The 23,396-nt window shown below is 72.6% G+C and carries 22 protein-coding genes and 2 riboswitches; of the genes, 10 read left to right on the top strand and 12 right to left on the bottom strand.

The annotated features are described in order from the left end of the window. Nucleotides 1–104 precede the first annotated feature (104 nt). Both ACWEN6_RS15740 and ACWEN6_RS15735 read left to right on the top strand, forming a co-directional pair. Nucleotides 105–962 (top strand): hypothetical protein, encoded by an 858-nt coding sequence (locus ACWEN6_RS15740; RefSeq protein ID WP_452570830.1) that lies wholly within the window; start codon nt 105–107, stop codon nt 960–962. A gap of 12 nt (nt 963–974) precedes the next feature. Beyond that, nucleotides 975–1,691, top strand: coding sequence for a hypothetical protein (locus ACWEN6_RS15735; protein WP_452570829.1), 717 nt, complete (start codon nt 975–977; stop codon nt 1,689–1,691). Here ACWEN6_RS15735 and ACWEN6_RS15730 read toward each other — a convergent pair. The 7 genes from ACWEN6_RS15730 to ACWEN6_RS15700 form a co-directional block, all read right to left on the bottom strand. Continuing rightward, entirely contained in the window at nt 1,678–3,054 is a 1,377-nt protein-coding gene (locus tag ACWEN6_RS15730) for an L-serine ammonia-lyase (RefSeq protein ID WP_452570828.1), read from the bottom strand. The genes ACWEN6_RS15735 and ACWEN6_RS15730 overlap by 14 nt on opposite strands. 159 nt (nt 3,055–3,213) lie before the next feature. Continuing rightward, on the bottom strand, nt 3,214–3,603 hold the full coding sequence (gcvH, locus tag ACWEN6_RS15725; protein WP_354842072.1) for a glycine cleavage system protein GcvH: 390 nt from the start codon (nt 3,601–3,603) through the stop codon (nt 3,214–3,216). Beyond that, the gene (gcvT, locus tag ACWEN6_RS15720; RefSeq protein WP_452570827.1) at nt 3,600–4,691 is read right to left on the bottom strand and encodes a glycine cleavage system aminomethyltransferase GcvT; all 1,092 of its coding nucleotides are present in this window, start codon (nt 4,689–4,691) and stop codon (nt 3,600–3,602) included. The genes gcvH and gcvT overlap by 4 nt, the downstream gene beginning before the upstream one ends. A 33-nt stretch (nt 4,692–4,724) precedes the next feature. After that, nucleotides 4,725–4,825, bottom strand: a riboswitch (glycine riboswitch). Beyond that, nucleotides 4,826–4,923: riboswitch (glycine riboswitch) on the bottom strand. It lies immediately after the preceding riboswitch. Between the two features lie 18 nt (nt 4,924–4,941). After that, nucleotides 4,942–5,652 (bottom strand): gamma-glutamyl-gamma-aminobutyrate hydrolase family protein, encoded by a 711-nt coding sequence (locus ACWEN6_RS15715; RefSeq protein ID WP_452570826.1) that lies wholly within the window; start codon nt 5,650–5,652, stop codon nt 4,942–4,944. 11 nt (nt 5,653–5,663) lie between these two features. After that, entirely contained in the window at nt 5,664–6,428 is a 765-nt protein-coding gene (locus tag ACWEN6_RS15710; protein ID WP_452570825.1) for a 3-oxoacyl-ACP reductase, read from the bottom strand. A gap of 67 nt (nt 6,429–6,495) precedes the next feature. Beyond that, complete coding sequence (locus ACWEN6_RS15705; RefSeq protein WP_452570824.1) at nt 6,496–7,839, bottom strand: aldehyde dehydrogenase family protein; 1,344 nt, start codon at nt 7,837–7,839, stop codon at nt 6,496–6,498. 33 nt (nt 7,840–7,872) lie between these two features. Beyond that, entirely contained in the window at nt 7,873–9,219 is a 1,347-nt protein-coding gene (locus ACWEN6_RS15700; protein ID WP_452570823.1) for a glutamine synthetase family protein, read from the bottom strand. A 144-nt stretch (nt 9,220–9,363) separates the two neighbouring features. Here ACWEN6_RS15700 and ACWEN6_RS15695 point away from each other — a divergent pair, with 144 nt between their 5' ends. Continuing rightward, nucleotides 9,364–10,086: a FadR/GntR family transcriptional regulator gene (locus ACWEN6_RS15695; RefSeq protein WP_452570822.1), complete on the top strand. Its 723-nt coding sequence runs from the start codon at nt 9,364–9,366 to the stop codon at nt 10,084–10,086. A 185-nt stretch (nt 10,087–10,271) separates the two neighbouring features. Further along, nucleotides 10,272–11,123, top strand: a complete 852-nt coding sequence (locus tag ACWEN6_RS15690) for a hypothetical protein (protein WP_452570821.1) — start codon at nt 10,272–10,274, stop codon at nt 11,121–11,123. Nucleotides 11,124–11,141: 18 nt separating this feature from the next. On the opposite strand, the gene ACWEN6_RS15685 is transcribed toward ACWEN6_RS15690, so the two are convergent. Continuing rightward, the gene (locus ACWEN6_RS15685) at nt 11,142–11,732 is read right to left on the bottom strand and encodes a TetR family transcriptional regulator (protein WP_452570820.1); all 591 of its coding nucleotides are present in this window, start codon (nt 11,730–11,732) and stop codon (nt 11,142–11,144) included. Between the two features lie 87 nt (nt 11,733–11,819). Between ACWEN6_RS15685 and ACWEN6_RS15680 the strand changes: the two genes are divergently transcribed. After that, nucleotides 11,820–13,076: an FAD-dependent oxidoreductase gene (locus tag ACWEN6_RS15680; protein ID WP_452570819.1), complete on the top strand. Its 1,257-nt coding sequence runs from the start codon at nt 11,820–11,822 to the stop codon at nt 13,074–13,076. Nucleotides 13,077–13,200: 124 nt separating this feature from the next. Continuing rightward, nucleotides 13,201–13,395, top strand: coding sequence for a hypothetical protein (locus ACWEN6_RS15675; RefSeq protein WP_354842100.1), 195 nt, complete (start codon nt 13,201–13,203; stop codon nt 13,393–13,395). A gap of 111 nt (nt 13,396–13,506) precedes the next feature. Here ACWEN6_RS15675 and ACWEN6_RS15670 read toward each other — a convergent pair whose 3' ends face one another. Further along, entirely contained in the window at nt 13,507–14,148 is a 642-nt protein-coding gene (locus tag ACWEN6_RS15670) for an alpha/beta hydrolase fold domain-containing protein (RefSeq protein ID WP_452570818.1), read from the bottom strand. A 296-nt stretch (nt 14,149–14,444) separates the two neighbouring features. Between ACWEN6_RS15670 and ACWEN6_RS15665 the strand changes: the two genes are divergently transcribed. Next, the gene (locus ACWEN6_RS15665; RefSeq protein ID WP_452570817.1) at nt 14,445–15,365 is read left to right on the top strand and encodes a TIGR03620 family F420-dependent LLM class oxidoreductase; all 921 of its coding nucleotides are present in this window, start codon (nt 14,445–14,447) and stop codon (nt 15,363–15,365) included. 49 nt (nt 15,366–15,414) lie between these two features. Here the strand turns inward: ACWEN6_RS15665 and ACWEN6_RS15660 are convergent, their stop codons facing one another. The 3 genes from ACWEN6_RS15660 to ACWEN6_RS15650 all read right to left on the bottom strand — a co-directional run bounded on the left by ACWEN6_RS15660 (nt 15,415) and on the right by ACWEN6_RS15650 (nt 19,868). Then, complete coding sequence (locus tag ACWEN6_RS15660; RefSeq protein ID WP_452570816.1) at nt 15,415–17,034, bottom strand: High-affinity nickel-transporter; 1,620 nt, start codon at nt 17,032–17,034, stop codon at nt 15,415–15,417. Continuing rightward, complete coding sequence (locus ACWEN6_RS15655; RefSeq protein ID WP_452570815.1) at nt 17,031–18,395, bottom strand: hypothetical protein; 1,365 nt, start codon at nt 18,393–18,395, stop codon at nt 17,031–17,033. The genes ACWEN6_RS15660 and ACWEN6_RS15655 overlap by 4 nt, the downstream gene beginning before the upstream one ends. 81 nt (nt 18,396–18,476) lie before the next feature. Continuing rightward, a complete protein-coding gene (locus tag ACWEN6_RS15650) occupies nt 18,477–19,868 on the bottom strand; it encodes a DUF4331 domain-containing protein (RefSeq protein ID WP_452570814.1) in 1,392 nt (463 codons plus the stop codon). A gap of 342 nt (nt 19,869–20,210) precedes the next feature. Here ACWEN6_RS15650 and ACWEN6_RS15645 point away from each other — a divergent pair, with 342 nt between their 5' ends. The 3 genes from ACWEN6_RS15645 to ACWEN6_RS15635 all read left to right on the top strand — a co-directional run bounded on the left by ACWEN6_RS15645 (nt 20,211) and on the right by ACWEN6_RS15635 (nt 23,219). Next, nucleotides 20,211–21,056 (top strand): MurR/RpiR family transcriptional regulator, encoded by an 846-nt coding sequence (locus ACWEN6_RS15645; protein ID WP_452570813.1) that lies wholly within the window; start codon nt 20,211–20,213, stop codon nt 21,054–21,056. 26 nt (nt 21,057–21,082) lie between these two features. Continuing rightward, nucleotides 21,083–21,778, top strand: coding sequence for an SDR family oxidoreductase (locus ACWEN6_RS15640; protein ID WP_452570812.1), 696 nt, complete (start codon nt 21,083–21,085; stop codon nt 21,776–21,778). An 85-nt stretch (nt 21,779–21,863) separates the two neighbouring features. Next, nucleotides 21,864–23,219 carry a formimidoylglutamate deiminase gene (locus ACWEN6_RS15635; RefSeq protein ID WP_452570811.1) on the top strand — a complete coding sequence of 452 codons (1,356 nt, stop codon included), beginning with the start codon at nt 21,864–21,866 and terminating at the stop codon, nt 23,217–23,219. Nucleotides 23,220–23,396 lie beyond the last annotated feature (177 nt).

The following is a 23,396-nucleotide window of genomic DNA, read 5'->3' as shown; positions in this document are numbered from 1 at the left end:
CATCAGGCTAACACGTGTCCTGACAACGCGCTACGGTACTTTCCGTGTTCACGTCATCACCCTCCGCGTCGAACGAGCCGTATGCCCGGCATGCTCTCGCCCGCATGATCGACTTCTTCAAGGAGGACAGCGCTCCATGGGCGCGCAGACTTTGGGACGTCGGGTCCCTATTGGCATTGGAAGAACTATGGGAAGTCGGCACATGGCAGGCTCGGGGAGTCCTCTCGTCCGTGGCCTGCGACTGGCAGCGCGCTCAACTGCGTGTGCTCATCGGTCCGGACCGCGGGCTCGGGGAGCGTGAACTGCGGAAAGAAATCACAGATCTCCTCGCCAGGCCGCTGCCCGACCCGAGTCCCGCTCGCAGACGGCTGCGCGAGATCATCGATCACGCTCGATGTGGTTACCTTGAGCGCTGGGCCGCCGCAGTGGTGGCGCCCGACCGCCCTGGCGCGGAACGGTTCTCCCGCACTGTCGCCGCTCACCTGCTGGATCTCGGATACAGCTCCACTCACCTCATGGGCTGGGTCCAGGACCTCTACTCCTGTCATGCGGACACCGGTGACATCGCCGCCAGCGCGGCCGCCCTCGCACAGGCGGAAACCCGATCTTTCGAGGTGCTGATAGCTCTCTCCGGGGTGCCGCACCGCGCGCTTGCCGAGCCGTTGGCGGGTTGGGTACCCAAGGAGCAGGTCATCGCATGGCTGCATAAGTGGGGACATAGCACTGTAGATGTGAGGCCCGGGGGAGGTTTCTCGTACCGTCTTAACGCCCTGGACGTGTATGGGGCCGCTGAGCAGGCGCGGCAGATGATCGAAAGAATGGTCGCGCGCTCGTCGTACCTTCGGCATAATCGGGCGGGAATCACCCCTCTGCCGTACATCTGGGTGGCGGGTCATCCGGCCCCGATACGCTCAAGTTCGCCCGCCCGTGGCGCTGATGTGGTGTCCCTCGTCAACGAGTGACACCTCTACCGCGTGGACGGGGCGCGCAGCCGCATCGACGAGGCCCTGGAGTTGGCCGCGCCCGTCAACCAGGGATCGCTCGGACCTGCTGTGGCCGGTGTCTGGGCGGCCATCGAGTCCTTGCTGTCGCATCCGGACGATCCGCAGGAGTCTGAACGGTCTGGCAAGGCCGTCGCGGCGGATCGTCTCGCGGCGATCATCGCCTGCTCGTGGCCCAGGGCCGAACTGACGGCCTTGGCTCATCATCACAAGCCGCGGAAGCCCGATGAGCTCGCGAACCACATCGCGGTCTGCACATCCAACCGGGAGCGGGCGCGGTGTGTCGCCGAGGCGCTTCGGATATCAGGACCATCGGCACTGGATTTCTCCGGGGCGCGAAGCAAATACAGCGACGCTCCCGCCGCGCGGCGGATGGCGGCGTTGATCGCCGATCCCCGGCGGGTGCTGGGGGAGGTGATGGGCACCTACCGGGTCGCGCTGAGACGGCTCTATCGGACGCGCAACATCGTCTCGCACGGGGGTGCCATGCAGGGGGTGGCCTTGGAGGCCTCGCTACGGACGGCCGCGCCGTTGGTCGGCGCCGGGCTGGATCGCATCGTGCACGCCGACCAGGTGGAGCGGTTGGCCCCTCTGGATCTCGCCGCGCGGGCGGAGGTCGCGCTGAGGCTGGTGGGCGGGGAGACCGGGCTTTCCGTGGTCGATCTTCTGCAGCCCGTCAGCATTCGATGACGTTGACGGCGAGGCCGCCTCGGCTGGTCTCTTTGTATTTGTCGAGCATGTCGCGGCCGGTGTCGCGCATGGTCTTGATGGCTTTGTCGAGGGCGACGAAGTGGCGGCCGTCGCCGCGCAGGGCGATGCGGGCGGCGGTGATGGCCTTGATCGAGGCGACCGCGTTGCGCTCGATGCACGGGATCTGCACCAGGCCGCCGATCGGGTCGCAGGTGAGGCCGAGGTTGTGCTCGATGCCGATCTCGGCGGCGTTCTCCACCTGTTCGGGGGTGCCGCCGAGCGCCTCGGTCAGGCCCGCCGCGGCCATGGAGCAGGCCGAGCCGACCTCGCCCTGGCAGCCGACCTCGGCGCCGGAGATGGAGGCGTTCTCCTTGAACAGCACGCCGATCGCGCCGGCCGTGAGTAGGAAGCGGACGACGCCGTCCTCACCGGACTGCGGCGCGAAGCGGTCGTAGTACGTCAGAACGGCGGGGATGATGCCGGCCGCGCCGTTGGTGGGAGCGGTGACGATGCGGCCGCCGGCGGCGTTCTCCTCGTTGACGGCGAGGGCGAACAGGGTGACCCAGTCCATCGTCTGGAGCGGGTCCTTCTCGGGGGACTCGCTCTGCAGGCGCCGCAGCATCTGGTTGGCCCGCCGCTTGACCTTCAGGCCGCCGGGGAGCACGCCCTCCTTGGCGGTGCCGCGGCGCACGCACTCGGACATGACGTTCCAGAGGTTCAGCAGAGCCGACCTGATCTCCGCCTCGGTGCGACCGAAGGCCTTCTCGTTCTCCAGCATGAGCCCGGAGATCGACAGCCCGGTCTCGGAGCACAGCCGCAGCAGCTCGGCGCCCGAGGTGAACGGGTAGGGCAGCTCGGTGTCGTCGGACTTGATGCGGTCGGCGCCGGTGGCGTTCTCGTCCACCACGAAGCCGCCGCCCACCGAGTAGTAGACCTTCTCGCGGACCTGCTCGCCCTCGGCGGTGAAGGCGGTGAAGCGCATGCCGTTGGGGTGGCCGGGCAGGGAGATCTTGCGTTCGAACACCAGGTGCTCGCCGACGACGAAGGGGATCTCGCGGGTGCCGTACAGCTCGATGGTGCCGGTGTCGCGCATCTTCGCCAGGCGCTCATCGACGGTGTCCACGTCGACCAGCTCGGGCTTCTCGCCGGACAGGCCGAGCAGCACCGCCTTGTCGCTGCCGTGTCCCTTGCCGGTCAGGCCGAGCGAGCCGTAGAGGATCGCCTCGACCCGGGCGGTCTTCTCCAGCAGGCCGTCCTGGTGCAGGCCGCGGGCGAACTTGTGCGCCGCCGCCATCGGGCCGCCGGTGTGCGAGCTGGACGGCCCGATGCCGATCTTGAACAGGTCGAAGACGCTGATCGCCATTGATCATTCCGTCCTTGGAAGCGATGTCGTGCGAGGGATGCCCCCATATGCGCCGGATACGCGCGGGACAGGTCATGCGGTCGTGGCGCCGGCCGGTCCGGGCGGCCGGCCGGCGAGAGTCGTCATGGGTGGACGGGGATGGTGAATGGACGGCAGGGCTTAGGACTCGGCGGTGGTGACCGTGGTGTACTCCTCGGCGGTGAGGAGGTCCTCGTGGGGGCCCTCGACGCGCACGCGGAACAGCCAGCCGTCGCCGTAGGGGTCGGAGTTGACCAGCGACGGGTCGTCCACGACGACCTGGTTGACCTCCACGACCTCGCCGGTGAGCGGGGCGTAGATGTCGCTCACGGACTTGGTGGACTCCACCTCGCCCACCGCGTCGCCCGCCTCGACCGTGCCGCCCACCTCGGGCAGCTGCACGAAGACGACGTCACCCAGCGCTTCGGCGGCGAACGCCGTGATGCCCACGGTCACGGTGAGGCCGTCGTCGAGGCCGGCCACCCACTCGTGCTCCTTGGTGTAGCTGAGCTCCTCGGGAATGCTGCTCACTTGCTCCTCCGGTAAAAAGGCAGGTCAATCACGTCGACCGGTTCATGGGTACCACGGATGTCGACCGCGAGCCCATCGGACACGTTGGTGTCCACGTAGGCCATCGCGATCGGCTTGCCGAGGGACTGGGACGGCGCGCCGCTGGTGACCTCTCCAACGACGGTGCCGTCAGTCAGCAGCACCACGGGATAGCCGTGGCGCGGCACTCGGCGGCCCCGCGCGACCAGGCCGGTCAGGCGCCGGCGCGGAGGGACGTCCTTGAGCGGCGCGAGCGCCGCGCGGCCGACGAAGTCGCCGGCCTTGTCGAACCGTACGACCCGGCCGAGGCCGGCGTCGAAGGGGGTCAGCCCGGCGTTCAGCTCGTTGCCGTACAGCGGCATGCCGGCCTCCAGGCGCAGCGTGTCGCGGGCGGACAGCCCGGCGGGACGCAGGCCGTGGGAGTCACCGGCCTTGGTGAGCTCCTGCCACAGCGTGACGGCGTCGCCCGCGGCGACGAACAGCTCGAAGCCGTCCTCGCCGGTGTACCCGGTGCGGGCGATGAGCGCCTCGACGCCGGCCACGGTGCCGGGCAGGCCCGCGTAGTACTTCAAACCGGGCAGGTCGGCGTCGGTGAGCGTGGCGAGGATCTCCTGCGCGCGGGGCCCCTGGACGGCGATCAGCGCGTACTCGGCGGACCGGTCGCGCACCTCGGCCTGGAAGCCCTCGGCGCGCTCGGTGAGCTCGGCCGCCACCCGCTCGTAGTTGGAGGCGTTGGCCACGACGAGGTACTCCTCGGCGGCCAGCCGGTAGACGATCAGGTCGTCGAGCACGCCGCCGTCGGGCGCGCAGATCATGGTGTAGCGGGCCCGGCCCGGCTCCAGCGTCGACAGGCTGCCCACCAGCGCGTGGTCCAGCGCCTCGCCCGCCTGCGGCCCGGTGAGGAAGATCTCGCCCATGTGGGAGAGGTCGAACAGCCCGGCGGCGGTGCGCACCGCGTTGTGCTCGGCGGACTCGCTGCCGTAGCGCAGCGGCATCAGCCAGCCGGCGAAGTCGGTGAGCGTCGCGCCGAGGCTCTCGTGCACCTCGCGGAGCGGTGTGGGTCGGGACATGATGCGCACCTCAGACAGGGTTGGATGAGAGCATCCTCCCCCTCTGTCATCGGTGCCTGAGAGTTTCGCCCGGGTTTTACCGGACTTTCACCTTCGGCGAGGCCCCACGGAGCGGCCTGCTTTCCAGAGATCACCTGGCCCGCGCGGTCCTTTGCCTTGTGAGGTTCGCGGGGAGGACTTGCTCCTTCAGGGGTCCTGACCGGATGTCAGGACGCTCTCCCGCACGGGATCATCGGTGTTCCCGCCCACCCTACCAATGCCGATCGCCCGCCGTCGCGGCGGCGACGAGCGCCTCGAACAGCGGGCCGTCCTCGCCCGCCTCGGGGTGCCACTGGACGGCCAGGGCGAAGGGGTGGCCCGCCAGCTCCACGGCCTCCACGGTGCCGTCCTCGCAGGTCGCCGCGACCGTGAGGCCGTCGCCGAGGCGATCGGCGGCCTGGTGGTGGTAGTGGGCCGCGGCGACCTCGTCGTCCCCGAGGACCTTGGACAGGGCGGTGCCCGGCACCGGGCGCACCGGCAGGTGGCCGAACTCGCCGGGGGCCGGGGAGTGCCCGTCGTGCCCGACGACGTCCGGCAGGTGCTGGTGCAGGGTGCCGCCCAGGTGGACGTTCAGCACCTGCATCCCCCGGCACACCCCGAGGAAGGGGAGCCCGGCCGAGAGCGCCGCCCCGACCAGACCGAACTCCGCCTCGTCACGGGACTCGCGGACGTAGCCCGTCCGCGGGTGCGGGCGCTCGCCGTACCTGGCCGGGTCGACGTCCCCGCCGCCGGCCACGATGAGGCCGTCCAGCCGGCCCGCCAGCGACGCCGGGTCGCCCGCCGGAGGCAGGATGACCGGCTGGCCGCCCGCCCGTTCGACGTGCTCGACGTAGGTGTACGGCAGCAGCGCCGCCGGCATCCGCCAGACCGTGAAGGCGGCGGGCTCGACGTAGCAGGTGATGCCGATGACGGGTCGCGACATGGTCGACCAGGCTACAGCGGGGTCACGTAGGCGCCGGAGATGCCGCCGTCCACGAGGAACTCCGCGCCGGTGATGAAACTTGCATCGTCGGAGGCCAGGAAGGCGACCGCGGCGGCGATCTCGGACGCCTCGGCGAACCGGCCGAGCGGGATGTGCACCAGGCGCCGCTGGGCCCGCTCGGGGTCCTTGGCGAACAGCTCCTGCAGCAGCGGGGTGTTCACCGGTCCCGGGCACAGGGCGTTGACCCGGATGCCCTCGCGGGCGAACTGCACGCCGAGTTCGCGGGACATGGCCAGCACGCCGCCCTTGGAGGCGGTGTAGGAGATCTGGGAGGTCGCCGAGCCCATCACGGCGACGAACGACGCGGTGTTGATGATCGAACCCTTGCCCTGCCGCCGCATGTACGGGATGGCGTGCTTGCAGCACAGGTACACGCTGGTCAGGTTGACGTCCTGAACCCGCCGCCAGGCGTCCATGCCGGTGGTCAGGATGGAGTCGTCGTCGGGGGGCGAGATGCCGGCGTTGTTGAAGGCGACGTCCACCGAGCCGTAGGTCTCGAACGCCGTGCGGAACATCTCGGCGACGTCGTCCTCGCTGGTCACGTCGGTCCGGACGAAGACGCCCCCGACCTCTTCGGCGATCTTCGCGCCGCCCTCCTCGTCGAGGTCGGCGCACACGACCTTGGCGCCCTCCTCGGCGAAGCGGCGGGCCGTGGCGAGGCCGATGCCCCCCGCCGCGCCCGTGATGACGGCGACGCGGTCGCGCAGACGTTGCATGGTGAGGTACTCCCTGGTGCTGGTGGACTCCCGTGGCCCCCGGGCGGGGCGGTGGGACGGCGGGCGGTCAGTGGGCGATGAAGACGTTCTTGGTCTCGGTGAAGGCGGCCAGCGCGTCCGGGCCCAGCTCGCGGCCGAGCCCCGACTGCTTGAACCCGCCGAACGGCGTCCAGTAGCGGACCGAGGAGTGGGAGTTCACCGACAGGTTGCCCGCCTCGATGGCGCGGGCGACCCGCAGGGCCCGCCCGACGTCCCGCGTCCAGATCGACCCCGAGAGTCCGTACCGGGTGTCGTTGGCGATCTGGACGGCCTCGGCCTCGCCGTCGAAGGGGACGACGCCGACCACCGGCCCGAAGATCTCCTCGGTGTAGGCGCGCTCGTCCAGCGACTCGTGGGTGAGCACGGTCGGCGGGAACCAGAAGCCCTTCCCGTCCGGGCACGTCCCCTGGAAGTGCGGCGTGCCGGTCACGAACGAGGCCACGCGGTCGCGGTGCTCGGCGCTGATCAGCGGCCCCATGGCGGTGCCGGGGTCGCGCGGGTCGCCCACGACGAGCCCGCCGACCGTCGCGACCAGCCGGTCGAGGAACTCCTCGAAGACCGGACGCTCCACCAGGATGCGCGAGCGCGCGCAGCAGTCCTGCCCGCTGTTGTCGAACACGGCCGAGGGGGCGGTGGCGGCGGCCCGCTCGATGTCGGCGTCGGCGAAGACCACGTTGGCGCTCTTGCCGCCGAGCTCCAGCGTCACCCGCTTGACCTGCTCCGCCGCCCGGGCGGCGATGAGCTTGCCCACCTCCGTCGACCCGGTGAAGACGATCTTGTTGACGCCTGGGTGCTCGACCAGCCGGGCCCCCGCGACCTCCCCTGCCCCGGGCAGGACCTGGAGCACCCCCTCGGGTAGGCCGGCCTCCAAGGCCAGCTCGGCCAGCCTCAGAGCCGTGAGCGGGGTCCACTCGGCGGGCTTCACGATGACCGTGTTGCCCGCCGCCAGTGCCGGGGCCGCCCCCCAGGTCATGATGACCATGGGGAAGTTCCACGGCACGATCACGCCCACGACGCCGAGCGGTTCGGCGAAGGTGATGTCCACCCCGCCCGGCACCGGGATCTGCTTGCCATGATTGCGCTCCGGGGCGCCCGCGTAGTAGTGCAGGACGTCGCGGACGTTGCCGGCCTCCCAGCGGGCGTTGCCGATCGGATGCCCGGAGTTGGCCAGCTCCAGCTCGGCCAGCTCCTCGCCGTGCCGGTCGACCAGGTCGGCGAAGCGCCGCAGCAGGCGGGCGCGGTCGCCGGGGGAGACCTCCCGCCAGGCGGGGAAGGCCTTCCTGGCGCGCTCCACCGCGCGGTCGGTCTCGGCGAGGTCGGCGAGCTCGACGTCGGCGAGCACGGTCTCGGTGGCGGGGTTGATGATCTTCATGTTCGGTGCGCCTCGGTGGCCGGGGTGGTCATGTCACATCCGCTCGAAGCCGCGGAACAGCTCCCAGTCGGTCACCGCCGCGTCGAAGGCGGCCAGCTCGACCCGGGCGTTGTTGGCGTAGTGCTCGACGACCTGCTCGCCGAGCGCGTCCTTGGCGATCTTCGACCCCTCCCACAGCGCCAGGGCGTCGCGGAGCGTCGACGGCACGGTCTCGGCGCCCGCCGTGTAGGCGTTGCCGGTGCAGGCATCCTCCAGCGGCAGCTCGTGCTCGATGCCGTACAGCCCGGCCGCGATGAGGCCGGAGACCGCCAGGTAGGGGTTGACGTCGCCGCCGGGCACGCGGTTCTCCACGCGCAGCGAGGGGCCGTGCCCGACCAGGCGCAGGGAGCAGGTGCGGTTGTCCACGCCCCACTTGACCGCCGTCGGGGCGAAGCTTCCGGGGACGTACCGCTTGTAGGAGTTGATGTTCGGCGCGTACAGCAGCGTCAGCTCGCGCATCGCGGCGAGCTGCCCGGCGATGAAGTGCTCGCCGAGCCGGGACAGCCCGTGCGGCCCGTCCCCGGCCATGACCAGCTCGCCGTCCTCGCCGCGCAGCGAGATGTGGATGTGGCAGGAGTTGCCCTCGCGCTGGTTCGGCTTGGCCATGAAGGTGACCGACATGCCCTCCTGGGCGGCGATCTCCTTGGCGCCGTTCTTGTAGATCGCGTGGTTGTCGCAGGTGGTCAGCGCCTCGGCGTACCGGAAGGCGATCTCGTGCTGACCGAGGTTGCACTCGCCCTTGGCCGACTCGACGTACATGCCCGCGCCCTCCATGCCGAGCCGGACCCGGCGCAGCAGGGGCTCGACGCGCGCGCCGCCGAGCAGGGAGTAGTCGACGTTGTACTGGTTGGCCGGGGTCAGGTCGCGGTACGCCTTGGACCACGCGGTCTCGTAGCCGTCGTTGTAGACGACGAACTCCAGCTCGGTGCCCACGTAGGCCGCCCAGCCGCGCTCGGCCAGCCGGGCCGTCTGCCCGCGCAGGATCTGCCGGGGCGAGGCCGTCACGTCCGAGCCGTCCTCCCAGACCAGGTCGGCCATCAGCATGGCCGTGCCCTCCTGCCAGGGCACCCGGCGCAGGGTGGACACATCCGGGCGCATCACGAAGTCGCCGTACCCCCGCTCCCAGGACGACATGCTGTAACCGTCGACGGTGTTCATGTCGATGTCCACGGCGAGGAGGTAGTTGCATCCCTCGGCGGCGTGGTGCAGCACCTCCTCGAGGAAGTAGCGCGCGGACAGCCGCTTGCCCTGGAGGCGTCCCTGCATGTCGGCGATGGCAAGGAGCACGGTGTCGACCCGCCCGGCGGACACCTCTTCACGCAGTTGGTCGACGGTGAGCACCGTGTCCCCTTCCGGCAAAAGTCTAGAAACAGACCATTGGAGGCATGCAAGCACCAGCGGCGGCCCCCCGTCAACGGTCCGCCCCGCCCCGGCAGCGGAATGGACTAATCTCGAACCATTGGGACCGTTTCAGGGGAGGGCGTGATGGACGGGCACCAGCTCGTCGCGCTCCTGCGGCCCGTCCGCGCCGGCAACGCCTTCGAGGAGACCGTCGAGCGGCTGCTGCAGGCCATCAAGCTCGGCGTCGTCGCGCCCGGCGACAAGCTTCCCCCCGAACGCGAGCTGGCCGCCCGGCTCGGCATCAGCCGGGTCACCCTGCGCGAGGCCATCCGCGCCCTGCAGGAGGCCGGCTACCTCGACGTGCGCCGCGGCCGGTACGGGGGAGCGTTCGTCGTCTACCAGCCCCCGCGCCCGCGCCAGGGCGACCTGCGCAGGGCCGTCAAGCAGATGGGCGCGGACGAGCTGGACGACGCGCTGACCTTCCGCATGGCCATCGAGTGCGGCGCCGCCCAGGTGCTGGCGGCCACCGAGCTCACCGGCGAGCAGCGCGAAACGCTGGGGCGCAGGCTGGCCGGCGTCAACGACGCCGCTCCGGCAGACTACCGGCGGCTGGACACCGCCTTCCACCTGTCCATCGCCGAGCTCACCGGGTCGGCGCTGCTGGCCTCGGCCGCCGCCGACGCGCGGCTGCGGGTCACCGACCTGCTGAACGCCATCCCGGTGCTCGGCCCCAACATCGACCACGCCGCCGCGCAGCACGCCGCGATGGTCGCCGCCATCCTCGCCGGGGACGCCGAGGCCGCGCGGCGGGCCGTCGTCGAGCACCTGGAGGGCACAGCCTCCCTCCTGCGCGCCTTCCTCGCCTGAACGCCCCGGCGGCCGATCGGCTGTGAACGCCGCGGCGGTCCGTCGCAAGCGGAACCGCTCCCGGGCACCGCGCCGCCCTCCCGATCGTCGAACAGAGGGCCGGCCGAGAGCGGGACCGGCGGAGCGGACGGCACGGCCCGGTGGATCAACGACCCCGGGACCGTACGTAGCATCGGTACTGGGGGATGCCTGTGGGAGTCTGGTTTCACGAACGGATCATCGACACCGGACGGCTGCCGCTCTTCTGCTTCCTGTCGGCGCTGATCGTCACGTTCGTCTTCACGCGCGTCAACGTGCGGCTCATCCGGGCCAAGGTCGGCTGGTTCCGCGACGTCAACGTCGGGGACGTCCACGTCCACCACGTCGTGTTCGGCGTGGTCCTCATGATGTTCGGCGGGGTCGCCGGGCTGGTCACGGCGGGGCTGTCCTCCGGCTGGTACGCCTGCACCGCGGCGGTGTTCGGGGTCGGCGCGGCGCTGGTGCTGGACGAGTTCGCGCTGATCCTGCACCTGCGCGACGTCTACTGGTCGGAGGAGGGGCGCACGTCGGTCGACGCGGTGTTCGTGGCCGTCGCGGTGACGCTGCTCCTGCTGCTGGGCCTGCGCCCCTTCGGCTGGGAGGAGCCCGAGCCCTCGCCGGCCGGCCGGTGGTCGGCCGGCCTGTTGCTGCTGCTCAACCTCGCGCTCGCCGTGGTCACGCTGCTCAAGGGCAAGATCTGGACCGGCCTGGCGGGGCTGTTCGTCCCCGTCCTGCTGATCGTCGGCGCGGTGCGGCTCGCGCGTCCTGGGTCCCCATGGGCGCGCTGGTTCTTCGCCCCCGGCTCGCGGCGGCCGCGGGCGTCCAAGATGGCCACGGCGGTCCACCGGGAGATCCGCTGGCGCCGTCCGGTGATCAGGGCGAAGATCGCCGTGCAGGAGTTCGTGTCCGGCCGGCACGACCTGCCCTCGGTCTGGAGCGGCAAGGCCGCCGAGGCGGTGAAGAGAGGCGAGGCGGCGAAGAGAGGCGAGACGGCCGCGCGGCCCCGCCGGCACCCGTGACGGCCCCTCCCGCTCCGATCACGGGCGCAGGTGGGCCACCAGACGTCTGACCTGGTCGGCGTAGTGGTCGGTGAACTCCGGTGAGGCCGGGTCGGCCTCGCACAGCACCCGCACCAGATGCGGGAAGGCCACGCCCGCGCTCGACAGGGCGAACAGAGCCAGCATCAGGCACGCCGGGTCGATGTCGGCGGGGAACTCGCCGTCCGCCTGGCGCCGCCGCATGTCCGCGAGATCGCGCAGCAGGTCCTCGCCGAGCTCGGGCGTGACGGCGCCGCCCTCGGTGAGGCCCTCCCACACCATCATGCGGCCGAAGTCGCGGTTGGCGGCGTTGGCCCGGACGTAGGCCGCGGCCAGGTCGGGGAGCGGGGCGGCGGGGTCGGCGAAGCCGCTCTCGGCGCTCTGCCAGCGGTCGGTGAGCTCGCGGTACAGGCCTTCCTTGCCGCCGAAGTAGTACGAGATGAGCTGCTTGTTCACCCCGGCTCTGGCCGCGATCTCGCTCACCCGGGCGCCGGCGAACCCTTTGGCGCCGAACTCCTCGATGGCTGCCCGCACGATGCGCTCTTTGGTGCGCTCGGGGTCGCGCCGCCGTTCGGCGGGGGCACGTCTCATGGGATCACGCTAGCACTCTCATCCTCAAGGATGAGGTTTCCATCCATCCGGTTGACAGAATTATCCATACGTTTGATAGTTGGAGGCATGAACCCACGCATAGCGGTGATCGGAGGCGGCGTCGGCGGCCTCTGCCTGGCACAAGGACTGCACAAGGCGGGCGCCCGGGTGACCGTCTACGAACGCGACCGCACCCCCGGCGACCGGCTGCAGGGGTACCGCGTCCACATCGACCCCAACGGCGCGCGGGCCCTGCACGACTGCCTGCCGCCACGGCTCTGGGAGAGCTTCGTCGCCACCACCGGCGCGCGCGGCCAGGGACTGGCCTTCCTCACCGAACAGCTCGAAGAACTGCTGCTGATGCAGGTACCCGAGGTCGACGACCCCGTCGATGACCACCACTCGGTCAGCCGCATCACGCTCAGGCAAATCCTGCTGTCCGGGATGGAAGAGGTGGTGCGCTTCGGCAAGACCTTCGAGCGCTACGAGCGGGAGGACGACGGGCGCGTCCGGCTGTTCTTCGGGGACGGCACCAGCGACGTCGCCGACATCGTGGTCGGCGCGGACGGCGGCAACTCGCGGGTCAGGAAGCAATACCTGCCGCACGCCCAGCGCGTCGACACCGGCATCCTCGGGGTGGCCGGCAAGTTCCCGCTCACCGCGCGCACCCGCGACCTGATCGACCCGGGCCTGGTCGAGCGGGCCAGTAACGTCATCCCGCCCAAGGGCGCCGGCCTGTTCTGCGCCCCGCACGACCTCGGCGAGGCCCCCGCCCCGCCGCGCGGCGTCATCGGCGGCACCGACAGGGAGGGCGCCCTGTACGACAACACCGGCAGCTACGTCCTGTGGGCGTTCGCCGCGCAGCAACGGCGCTACCCGCGAGAGCCGTCCGCCCTGTCCGGCGAGGAACTGCGCGACACCGTCGCCGGCATGATGACGGGCTGGCACCCCGACCTGCGCCGGCTGGTCACCATGTCCCACCCCGACACCGTCTCGCTGCTGCCGATTCGCACCTCGGTGCCCGTCGGCCCCTGGCCGGCGACCACGGTCACCCTGCTCGGCGACGCCATCCACAGCATGACGCCGATGCGCGGAGTCGGGGCCAACATCGCCCTGCGTGACGCCGGCCTGCTCTGCCGGGCCCTCACCAGCGGGCAGGACCCGGTCGAGGCGATCGCCGGCTACGAGGAGCAGATGCGGGAGTACGGCTTCGCCGCCGTCCGCGACTCGCTGCGCGCGGCCCGGCAGTTCGTCGGCGGCGGCACCGTGACCAGGCTGGCCTTCAAGACCTTCCTGCGCACCGCCCGCCGCTTCCCCGCCGTCCGGCGGACGATCTTCTCCTGACCCGGGCCCGCCCGGCCGCCTCCTGAGCACGGTGGCCCTCTGCGCCGTCCGCGACCACGCATAGCCGGCCGATTACGGGGGAGTGAGCGGGGACGAACGTTGATCGGGTGAGGAGGCAAGCGCGATGAAATTCATGGACAAGTGGAAGATGCGCCAGCTCAAGGCCCGCGCGAAGCGGCAGATCGGCGCGCAGACCGGCAACCGCGCCATGGCCGCCGAGGCCCGCACCGAAGAGGCCGAGGCCCGGCTGCTCCAGACCCGCGACCGGCTGGAGGAGGTCGCCCGGGAGATCCGCCGCGAGTACGGCGTCCGCCACTGACGCTCCGGAGCGGCCGCCGGCCGCCGCGCGCCGAGCCGCGTCCGCGGCGGGCGTGGCGGCCGGTTTCGTGCCCGTGGCGCTCGCCCCCCGTGACGGGCGCCGCTCAGGGGCTCAGCCGGGCAGTCGCGAGAGGAACGAGGCGACGACCTGCCGGACGTCCTCGCGGCCGAGGTCGTCGTCGTGGCCTCCCGCCGTGAGGTAGGTCGTCACGGGGTGGCCCGAGGCCAGCAGGGCGTTGCTGAGGTCCAAGGTCTGCGTCGCCGGGACGACGTCGTCCTCCCGGCCGTGCAGCAGCAGGACGGGCACCCCGTTGCCCACGTGGTTGGCCGGCGTCACATCCGCGGTGGCCTGGTCGCCGGGAGCCGGGACGTGGCCGAGCAGCCGCGCCCACGGGCTGCCGGCGTCGCGGCACTCCGGCCAGTCGGCCGCCAGCGGGTCCAGCGGAGGAGCCCAGGCGATCACCCCGGCCACGTCGTCGGGCGCGTCCACGCCCCGCAGCGCGAGGTGCAGGGCCAGATGGGCGCCCGCCGAGGTGCCGGCGACCAGCAGCGGCACGCCGGGATGATCGGCGCGGACCTTGCGCGCCGCCTCGCGCACGTCGTCGAGCTGCGCCGGCCAGGTGGCCTCGTGGCTCAGCCGGTAGGTCGCCGGGTGGACGTCGAGCCCGTGGGCGGCCAGGATGCCGCGCGAACGCTCCCCGGCGTCGCGCTGCATCCACGCCCCGCCGTGCAGCCAGATCAGTGCCCGCCTCATGCCGTGATCCTATGGCTCGCGGCCGCTTGCCTCTGCGGCCGCCGGCGTCCTGTACGCCTCGCAGCGGGGAGGAGTGGACGCGCCATCGGCCGGCCCGCCCGTCTCTCCTGATGTGTAGTGGAATCATGACCGTGCGTGGCGGGCGTCGCCGGTGGGGAGGCTTCCAGCGTGACGGGGCCCGCACCACCATGGGCGGGCCCGCGGCGCCGGCGGACCCACCCGATCACGTGTCGACGGATCACGATCGAGCGGGCCGGCGGGCAGGCGGACCAACGGATGGACGTGGAGAGGCGAGCATGCACAAGGACACCTCGGCGGTTCCGGACCCGGCGGAGCTCAGGCGGCGGCTCGGCAGGAGCGGCGTGTGGCTCGGCACCCTCGGCCGCCTGGACGCGGAGAGCACCCGCAGGGCCGCCGGCGCGATCGAGGACCTCGGATACCGGTCCCTGTGGATCTCCGAGGTCTACGGCGCCAAGGACTCCCTGGTGAACTCCGGCATCCTGCTCTCGGCCACCGACCGCCTCATCGTCGCCACCGGCATCGCCAACCTCTACGCCCGGGACGCGGCCTCGGCGGACTCGGGCGCCAACGCCCTGGCCGAGGCGTGGTCGGGGCGGTTCATCCTCGGCCTCGGCGTGAGCCACGTGCCGCTGGTCGCCGTGCGCGGCCACGACTACGGCAAGCCCGTCTCGACCATGCGCGCCTACCTCGACGCGATGGACCAGGCCCCCTACCAGGCTCCGCTGCCCGAACGGCCCGCCCGCGTCCTGGCCGCGCTGCGCTCGGGCATGCTGAGGCTCGCGGCCGAACGCACCCAGGGCGCGCACACCTACTTCGTCGGCCCCGACCACACGGCCAAGGCCAGAGAGATCCTCGGCCCCGAGCCCCTGCTCGTCCCCGAGCAGGCCGTCGTCCTGGACACCGACGCCGACCGGGCCCGCGCCACGGCGCGCGAGTACATGGCCCTGTACCTGACGCTGCCGAACTACCTCAACAACCTGCGCGAGATGGGCTGGGGCGACGCCGACTTCGCGGACGGCGGCAGCGACGCCCTGGTGGACGCGATCGTGGCCTGGGGCGACGCCGACGCCATCGGCGAGAGGGTCCGCGCCCACCACGACGCCGGAGCCGACCACGTCTGCGTCCAGCCCCTCACGTCCACGATCGACGAGACCCTCACCCACCTGGGCGTCCTGGCCGCCACCCTCACCACCTGACCAGCGCGCGCCCGGCCCGGCGCGGGGTGCTGTTCGCGCCGGGCCGGAGTCAGACGGCGCCGGTCAGACCCCGGACGGCGAGGCCGGCGCCGAGCAGGACGACCGTCGCGGCGGTGCCGATGGGCGTGAGTCCGGCGAGGCGGCCCGCCAGGCCCTCGCGTTTCGCGGCGAGCGCGTCCAGCCGGCTCGCCAGCCTCACCAGCAGCAGGCCGGTCGCCGTCAGGGTGGCCGCCATGCCCAGGCCGTAGGCGGCGACCAGGGCGACGCCGAACCACGTACGGCCGAGGGCGGCGGCGCCGAGCAGCACGATCAGCGCCGACGGGCTCGGCACCAGGCCGCCCGCCACCCCCAGCCCGATCAACCCGGCCCGCCCGCCGCCCCCACGCGCGTGCCCGTGCCCGTGCGCGTGTCCGTGTCCGTGCCCGTGCGCGTGTCCGTGCCCGTGCCCGTGTCCGTGCCCGTGCCCGTGTCCGTGCCCGTGTCCGTGGCTGTGGCTGTGGGCGTGTCCGTGGCCGTGCGCGTGTCCGTGGCCGTTCTCGGGGGAGCCGCGGTGGGCGCGGGCGGCGGACCACAGCAGGCGCAGGCCCACGGCGGAGATGAGCAGGCCGCTGGCGATCCCGAGCCAGGACAGGACCGACTCCCCGGCCACGGCGGAGAGCGCGCTGATCAGCAGGCCCACGACGAGCACGCCCGCGGTGTGCGTGGCGGTGACCGTGGCGCCGACGACCAGGGCGTCACGCGGGCGGCCCCGGCGTCCGGCCAAGTAGGCGGCCATGACGGTCTTGCCGTGCCCGGGGATCAGCGCGTGCCCGGCGCCGAGCGCCACCGCGAGCAGCACGGCCAGCAGGCCGAGCGGCACGGTGAGGGACGAGGCGCCGATGAGGCCGGTGAACGTGCGGTCCAGGCCGGCCAGCCAGTCCCCGATCGGCCCGGGAAGGGACGGCCCCGCCAGGGAGGCGAGCGGCAGGCCCCCGGCCCCGTCGCCCGGCGCGGAGCCGGAGGCGGGAGCCGGCGCCCCCGACCCGGGAGCCGACGCCGCCTGGCCGGAAGCCGGCGTCCCCGATCCGTGAGCGGGCGCCGCCTGGCCCGGGTTCGCGGAGGTGGTGCGCAGGGTGGCCGAGCGCTGGTCCAGGGGGTCGGTGAGCAGGTCGGCAGGGTAGGAGCGCAACTGGCCGCTCACGCTCGTCGCGGGCACGGCCGGCCGGTCGAACCGCACTCCCTCGGGGACCGCGGTGATCTCGCGCCAGCCGATGCGGTCGCCGAGGAACGCGTCGGTGAACACGATCGAGGACGCGGCGGAGACGGCGGCCGGAGCCGACAGAGCACAGGTGAGGCGGCTGGTCCGCAGACCGCCCTGCCCCGGGGCGTAGGCGTAGGAGGCGGCGCCGACCTGCCAGGGCAGCGTCCTGCCGTCCACCGTCAGACGCTGGGCGCGGGACAGCTCCGCGCACGCCGCGGCGGCGTACGCGGCCCGCTCGGCGGGGGAGGCCGCGCCGGAGCCGTCGGCGTCGACCCGCGCCGCGCTCTGCAGCGTCGGCAGTTCGGCGTAGTCGACGATGGCCGTGTTCCCGACCCGTTGCGGGGTGACCCGCAGCCCGTCGTAGTGGTTGACCGTGAAGTTGCCGAGCGGGTGGGCCGCCACGACGGCGGCCAGGACCAGGGCGATCATGAGGGCCTCGCGAGGGCGGGGAGGTCGGGGGAGAAGCGCGGTCCGGCGGACGCGGCGGGCGGGCGGACGGCGGAGCCGCGTCCGAGCGCGTGCTCGATCGTGGCGCGGTGGTAGCGGGCCAGGGCGTTGCGCCACCCTCGGGCGGTCGCCTTCCTGGCGTACGGAAGGGCCTCGCGGGACCGGCCCGCCTTGTGCAGCGCCCAGGCCAGGGCGTCGGCGGCGGCCATGTTGGGGTTCCTGCCGTACTCGGCCTTCGCGTGCCGCACGGCCTCGGTCGCGGACCCGTGGTCGGCCTCGAACTCGGCCCAGGTGAGGTCGTCACGGACCCCGCCCGCGGCCATCAGCCGCTTCTGGGCCCTCAACAGCTCCCACTGGGGGGCGGGGTCCCTGCCGAGCTTCCGCAGGACCTCGCCGTACTCGACGATGTACTGGGCCAGGGGGAGGCGCTCGACCACGGCGGCGTACCCGGCGGCCGCGTCGCCGAGCCGTCCGCCGAGCGCCTCGGCGCGGGCCCGGCCCGCCAGGGCGGGGACGAAGCCGGGCAGGGCGCGGAGCGCCTCCTGGTACATCCGCCCGGCCCGCGCCAGGTCGCCCGCGCGCAGCGCCAGTTCACCCAGGTAGTAGCGGCAGTAGGCGACGTCCTCGGGGGCGAGCGCGTCGTCCAGGGCCGCCGACAGCATCCGCCGGGCCTCGCGGAGGTCCCCGCGCAGCTCGGCGTCGTAGGAGGCGCGGGTGAAGGAGGCGACGCCGGGCCGCAGGTCCATCATGCGCCGCACGGCGGCGGTGGCGCCCGCGTAGTCGCCGAGCTGGGTGCGGGCGTCGGTCAGCACGCCGTAGGCGGCGGCGCCGTAGGGGTCGGCCGCGATCGCCCGCAGTGCCAGGCGGGCCGCGTCGGCGAAGTCGTGGCGCCCGGCGGCGAGCGCGGCCCGGCCGGTGAGGACGGCCGGGTCGCCCGGCGCCAGGGCGGCCGCGCGGGCCAGCGCCCGTTCGGCCCTGACATAGGACGAGGGGTCGGCGGTGACCCGGGCCTGCTCCACGTAGGCGACCCCGAGCGACGCCCACGCCTGGTGGTCCTCGGGCAGCCTCCTCAGCCGCTCCGTCAGGGTCTTCACGGCCGCGGCGGCTCCGGCGGGGGAGAGCGCGACCCCGGCGGAGGTCGCCTGGCCGGACAGGGACTGAGTGGACAGGGACTGGGCGGACAGGGTCTGGGTGGACGGGGCGGCGGGCGCGGCCGGCCCCGGTGGCAGCAGGGTGGCCGCCGCCGTGACCGCCAGGGCCACCGCGAGGGCGCCCGCGCCGGTGAGCGCCGCCGCGCGCAGGCCGCGGTATCCGCCTCGGCGACGGCGATCGAGATCGGACATGGTGAGTCTCCCTGGGGGTTCGGCGAAGCCGCGGCGTTCCCGCCGGCCCGGCGCCGCTCGGCGGCGCCGGGGGGGCGTGGGTCAGCGCTGGTTGACGGCGGCGGAGCCGGGCAGCGGGATGTAGGGGAAGTGCGGCTGGGACGGCTTGTCGTTGGCGTCGACCTTGTCGCCCGCGGCCAGGGCGTCGACCAGCTTGCCGGTCAGCGCGGCGCCTTCGACGGCCTGGAGCGAGATGTCCACGACGTCGTCGCCCAGACGGCGCCCGTTCGGGAAGCCCTGCAGGTCGCCCGCGAGGACGCCGAGCCGGTTGGGGTCGCGCGCCGGCGGCACCGCCATGTTCAGCCGCAGCATCTCCGAGGGCCGGAACGCCCTGGGGTCGGCGTCCCTGTTCAGGATCTGCGAGTTGAGGTCGGCCTTGATGGGGCCGTTGGCCTTGGCGATGCCGGTCAGGAAGATCTCTACCAGGTCGGCGCGGGGCGTCTTGGGCGCGGGGATCTTGTAGATGCCCTCGACGAGCTTGGGCAGCTCGGGGTGGGTGACCCGCTTGACGACCGCCGCGATGCCGGCGTCCTTGTCCGGGCTGATCGCGTTGAAGGTGTCCTTCAGGGCGGCGGGCACCACGACCTCGTTGACCAGCGGGTTGCCGAGCCGTGACACCTGCCGGTACCCGCCCGGGCTCCACTTCTCGGTGGTGGACCACACGCCGATGACCGGGTTGCGCCGGGCGTCGCCCCTCAGCGCCACCTCGTCCTTGGGCACCTGGATGGCGATGCTGTGGACGTTGTAGCCCTTGGTGGTGTCCTGGCCGACCTCCGACAGGTCGCCGCCGTACAGCAGGTCGAAGACCCGCAGGTCCACGAAGAACGCCTCGTCGGCCTGCCCGGCGAAGCTCTGGCCGCCGCCGGGCAGCCGGCGCAGCGACTGGGCGCGCAGCCTGCCGTAGTCGGGCATCGACGCGGCGCCGGTGTTGCTCGGCGCGACCACGCCGTCCTTGACCACCGTCGTCCACCCGTCGCGGGCCGTGAACTTCTTGAGCGTGTAGCGCTGGCGGAACAGCAGGTTCTCGTCGCCGATCGAGGTGACCGGGCCGTTGTTGTACAGGAAGGTCGAGGCGCCGCGGCGGTCCTCGTCGCGGAAGGTCCACTGGTAGGTGACGTCCGGCAGCCCGTTGCCGTTGTTGTCGATCTTGATGTTGTAGCGCGACCTGGTGTCGAAGGTGTAGAAGTTCGGCCCGCCGGCCGGCTCCTCGAACGGGATCCAGTTGGCGATGAGCGTGACGGTGTCGGGCCTGTCGGGGCTGACGAAGGCGTACACGTCGGTGTTGTCGTTGCGCGGGTCGCCGGCGATGAGCGGCGCCTCGCGGTGGGAGGAGGCGCCGCCGGCCTCGGGGCGCAGCAGGGTGAGCGAGGAAGCGGCCACCACCCCGGCGACGCCCAGAGCCAGCAGGGCTCGCCGGTTGATCCGGAGCTCCATGTCGTCGAAATCCTTTCGGCCACCGGTCGCGTCGCGACCGGGTGTCGGCTGTGTGGAAGAGGTCCGGCCGGGTCCTCACGACGAGATACGGGGCCGCGGCGACTTCGGATTGGCCGTGGACCCGGAAAACGCGGAATCGTGAAAACGGTTCCGGCGGCGGCCCGGCCGCGCGGGGGCAGGGACGGTCGGGCGTAACGGGGTTCCCGGGCGGGCCGATCCTGATCGGCGGGGATGAGGACGGCGCTCTCGTGCGTTGTCGATCGCGGGGGCGCGCCCCGGTGGCTGGAGGTGACGGTGGCGGACGGGCTCGGGCAACTGATCGGGGACAGGCGTCTTTCACCCGTGCAGCAGCGCATCGCGCACTACTTGAGCGAGAACCTCCCTGACGCGATCTTCCTGTCGAGCGTCGAGCTGGCCGAGCGCGCAGGGGTGAGCCAGCCGTCGGTGACCCGGTTCGCGATGGCCCTGGGCTTCGCCGGGTACCCGGAGTTCCGCCACGCGCTCCGTCCGCTCGTGCTGAACGGCGACGGTCCCGCCGACGCCGTGCCGCCGCGTGCCGCGGGCGACGGGGCCGCCGTGGGGCGCTCTCTGCTGGAGATGATCGACCGCGAGATCCGCAACCTCGCGGCCGTCCGCGACCGCCTGGCCGGCGGGGTCCCGTCGCCCGGCCGGCCCGCCGACGGCCTGTCCGGGCGCATCCGGGGGCTCGGCGCGGCGCTCGCGGTGTGCGAGCCGCTGCCGGTGGTCGGGCTTCGGGTGTCCTCCGGACCGGTCATGACCTTCGCCTATTACGCCCGGCGCATCCACCCCGACGTGCGGCCGCTCGTCCACGGCGGCTCCGAGCTGACCGACGGGCTGCACGCCGCCCGCCGGGCGGGCTCGGAGTGGCTGCTGGCCGTCGTCCTGCCCCGCTATCCGCTGGAGGTCGTGCAGGCGCTGGAGTACGCCGCCAAGCTGGGCCTGCGCACGGCGGTGATCACCGACCGCGCCGAGGTGCCGTTCCCGGCGGACGTGGTACTGCACGCGCCGGTGGGGGAGGAGCCGGTCTGCGGTTCCCACGCGGCGCCGCTGACGGTGGCGATGCTGCTGCTGGCGGCGATGGCCGAGGCGGCGCCGCTGCGCACCCGGGCCCGGCTGGAGGAGGACGAGCGCATGAGCGGCCAGACCGGGGTCTTCCTCCAGCCCTGAGCGCTCCTGCGCCTAAGGTGAGGCGCATGACGGCACGACCCATCGCACTGATCACCGGCGGCTCCCGCGGCGTGGGCGCGGCCATCGCCCGGGCTCTGGCCCCCACGCACGACCTGATCCTCGGCGGGCGCGACGGCACCGCGCTGCGCGCCGTCTGCGACGAGCTGGGCGCGCGGCCCTGGTCGGTGGAGCTGACCGACGAGCGCGCCGTGGCCGAGGCGGCGGCGGACGTCCAGCACCTCGATCTGCTCGTGCACAGTGCGGGCGTGGCGCGGCTCGGCACGGTCGCCGAGGTGCCGGTGCGGGCGTGGCGCGAGACGATGGAGGTCAACGTGATCGCCGTCGCCGAGCTGACGCGCCTGCTGCTGCCGGCGCTGCGGGCCGCCCGCGGGCACGTGGTGCTGATCAACTCCGGGGCCGGCCGGCGGGCCAACCCCGGCTGGGCCGCCTACGCCGCCAGCAAGTTCGCGCTGCGCGCCCTCGCCGACGCGCTGCGGCAGGAGGAGGAGCCGCACGGCGTGCGCGTCACCTCGGTGTACCCGGGGCGGGTGAACACCGACATGCAGCGGGACGTGCGCGAGCAGGAGGGCGGCGCGTTCGAGCCCGAGCGCTATCTGGTGCCCGAGTCGGTGGCGCGGGCCGTCGTCGCGGCCGTGACGGCGGGCGGGGACGCGCATATCACCGAGATCGACATACGCCCCTCCGCGGGACCGGTCGCCTGAGCGTCATCCTCCCTTCCCGACATTTCATATGACGCAAATGAATTGATTCATATATCGGGACATACGTTGACTTTTTCCTGGACAGATGGGGGGAGTGTCCGACCTTAGCTACTGGTGCGAGCTGGCCTGGTTGCATCCCGGCGAGGTGGTCGCCGGGGTCCTGGTCGAGGTGGAGGGCAGCCGCATCTCCGAGGTCTCGCGCGGCGTCCCCGCGCCCCGGGGAGTCGTGCGCCTGACCGGCCTGACGGTGCCCGGCCTGGCCAACGCCCACTCCCACGCCTTCCACCGCGCCCTGCGCGGCCAGGCCCAGGGCGGCACCGAGAGCTTCCAGGCCTGGCGCGAGCGCATGCACGAGGTGGCGGCGCGGCTCGACCCCGACACCTACCTCGACCTGGCCAGGGCGACCTTCGCCGAGATGGCGCTGGCCGGCATCACCTGCGTCGGCGAGTTCCACTACCTGCACCATGGCGTGGGCGGGCGGCCGTACGCCGATCCCAACGCGATGGGCCACGCCCTGATCCGGGCCGCGAGGGAGGCCGGCCTGCGCATCACCCTCCTGGACGCCTGCTACCTGACCGGCGGCATGGGCGCGACGCCGAGCGGCCCGCAGCTGCGCTTCGGCGACCGCGACGTCGACCGCTGGGCCGAACGGGTGGACGCTCTGGCCGACGAGTACGCGGGCAGCGGCGACGTGGTGGTCGGCGGGGCCGTGCACTCGGTGCGCGCCTGCCCGCCCGAGCGGATGCACGTGGTCGCCGAGTTCGGCCACCGCAGGGCCGCTCCCGTGCACGTCCAGGTCTCCGAGCGGCGCACCGAGAACCGTCACTGCGTCGAGACCTACTGCGCCACGCCGGTCCAGGTGCTGTACGAGCACGGCGTCCTCGGCCCTCGCACGACGGCCGTTCACGCCACCCACCTGTCGGACGTGGACGTGGCCCTGCTCGGCGGGTCCTCCACCCACGTGTGCGTGTGCCCCACCACCGAGCGCGACCTGGCCGACGGCATCGGCCCGGCCCGCCGGCTGCACGACGCCGGATCGCCGGTCACCCTCGGCAGCGACAGCAACGCCATGATCGACCTGCTGGAGGAGGCCCGGGCCGTCGAGCTCGGGGAGCGCCTGACGACGGGCGAGCGGGGCCACTGGACGGCCGCCGACCTGCTCAGATCGGCCACGATGGTCGGGCAGGCCTCGCTCGGCCACCCCGACGCGGGCTTCATCACCCCCGGCGCCTGGGCCGACCTGGTGTCGGTGCGGCTGGACTCGGTGCGCACCGCGGGCGCGGGCAGCGGCTGCCCCGCCGAGACCGTCGTCTTCGGCGCTTCGGCCTGCGACGTCCACTCGGTCGTCTCCGGCGGCCGGAGGGTGGTCGTCGAGGGCGGCCACGTTCTCGGCGACGTCGGGACGATGCTGGCCGACGCCATCTCCGCGCTACGCGAATGATCCCATTTGTCGCTGTTTGACGGTCGGTTATCCGGGCATCCGTGTGTCTCTCAGGTGCGAAGTCATCCTTGAGGAGGAGCCCGGAAACCATTCTCCGGTCGTATCTCTTTAGGGAATCTTTGCCTTGGACTGAACGTTGATCCGGCAAAGAGGGGGAAGCGCGTCGCACCGGTCACT

The organism is Sphaerisporangium sp. NPDC004334, assembly GCF_053602655.1.
The sequence above is the reverse complement of the archived record's forward strand: the minus strand, read 5'-3'. Positions and strand labels throughout refer to the sequence as shown.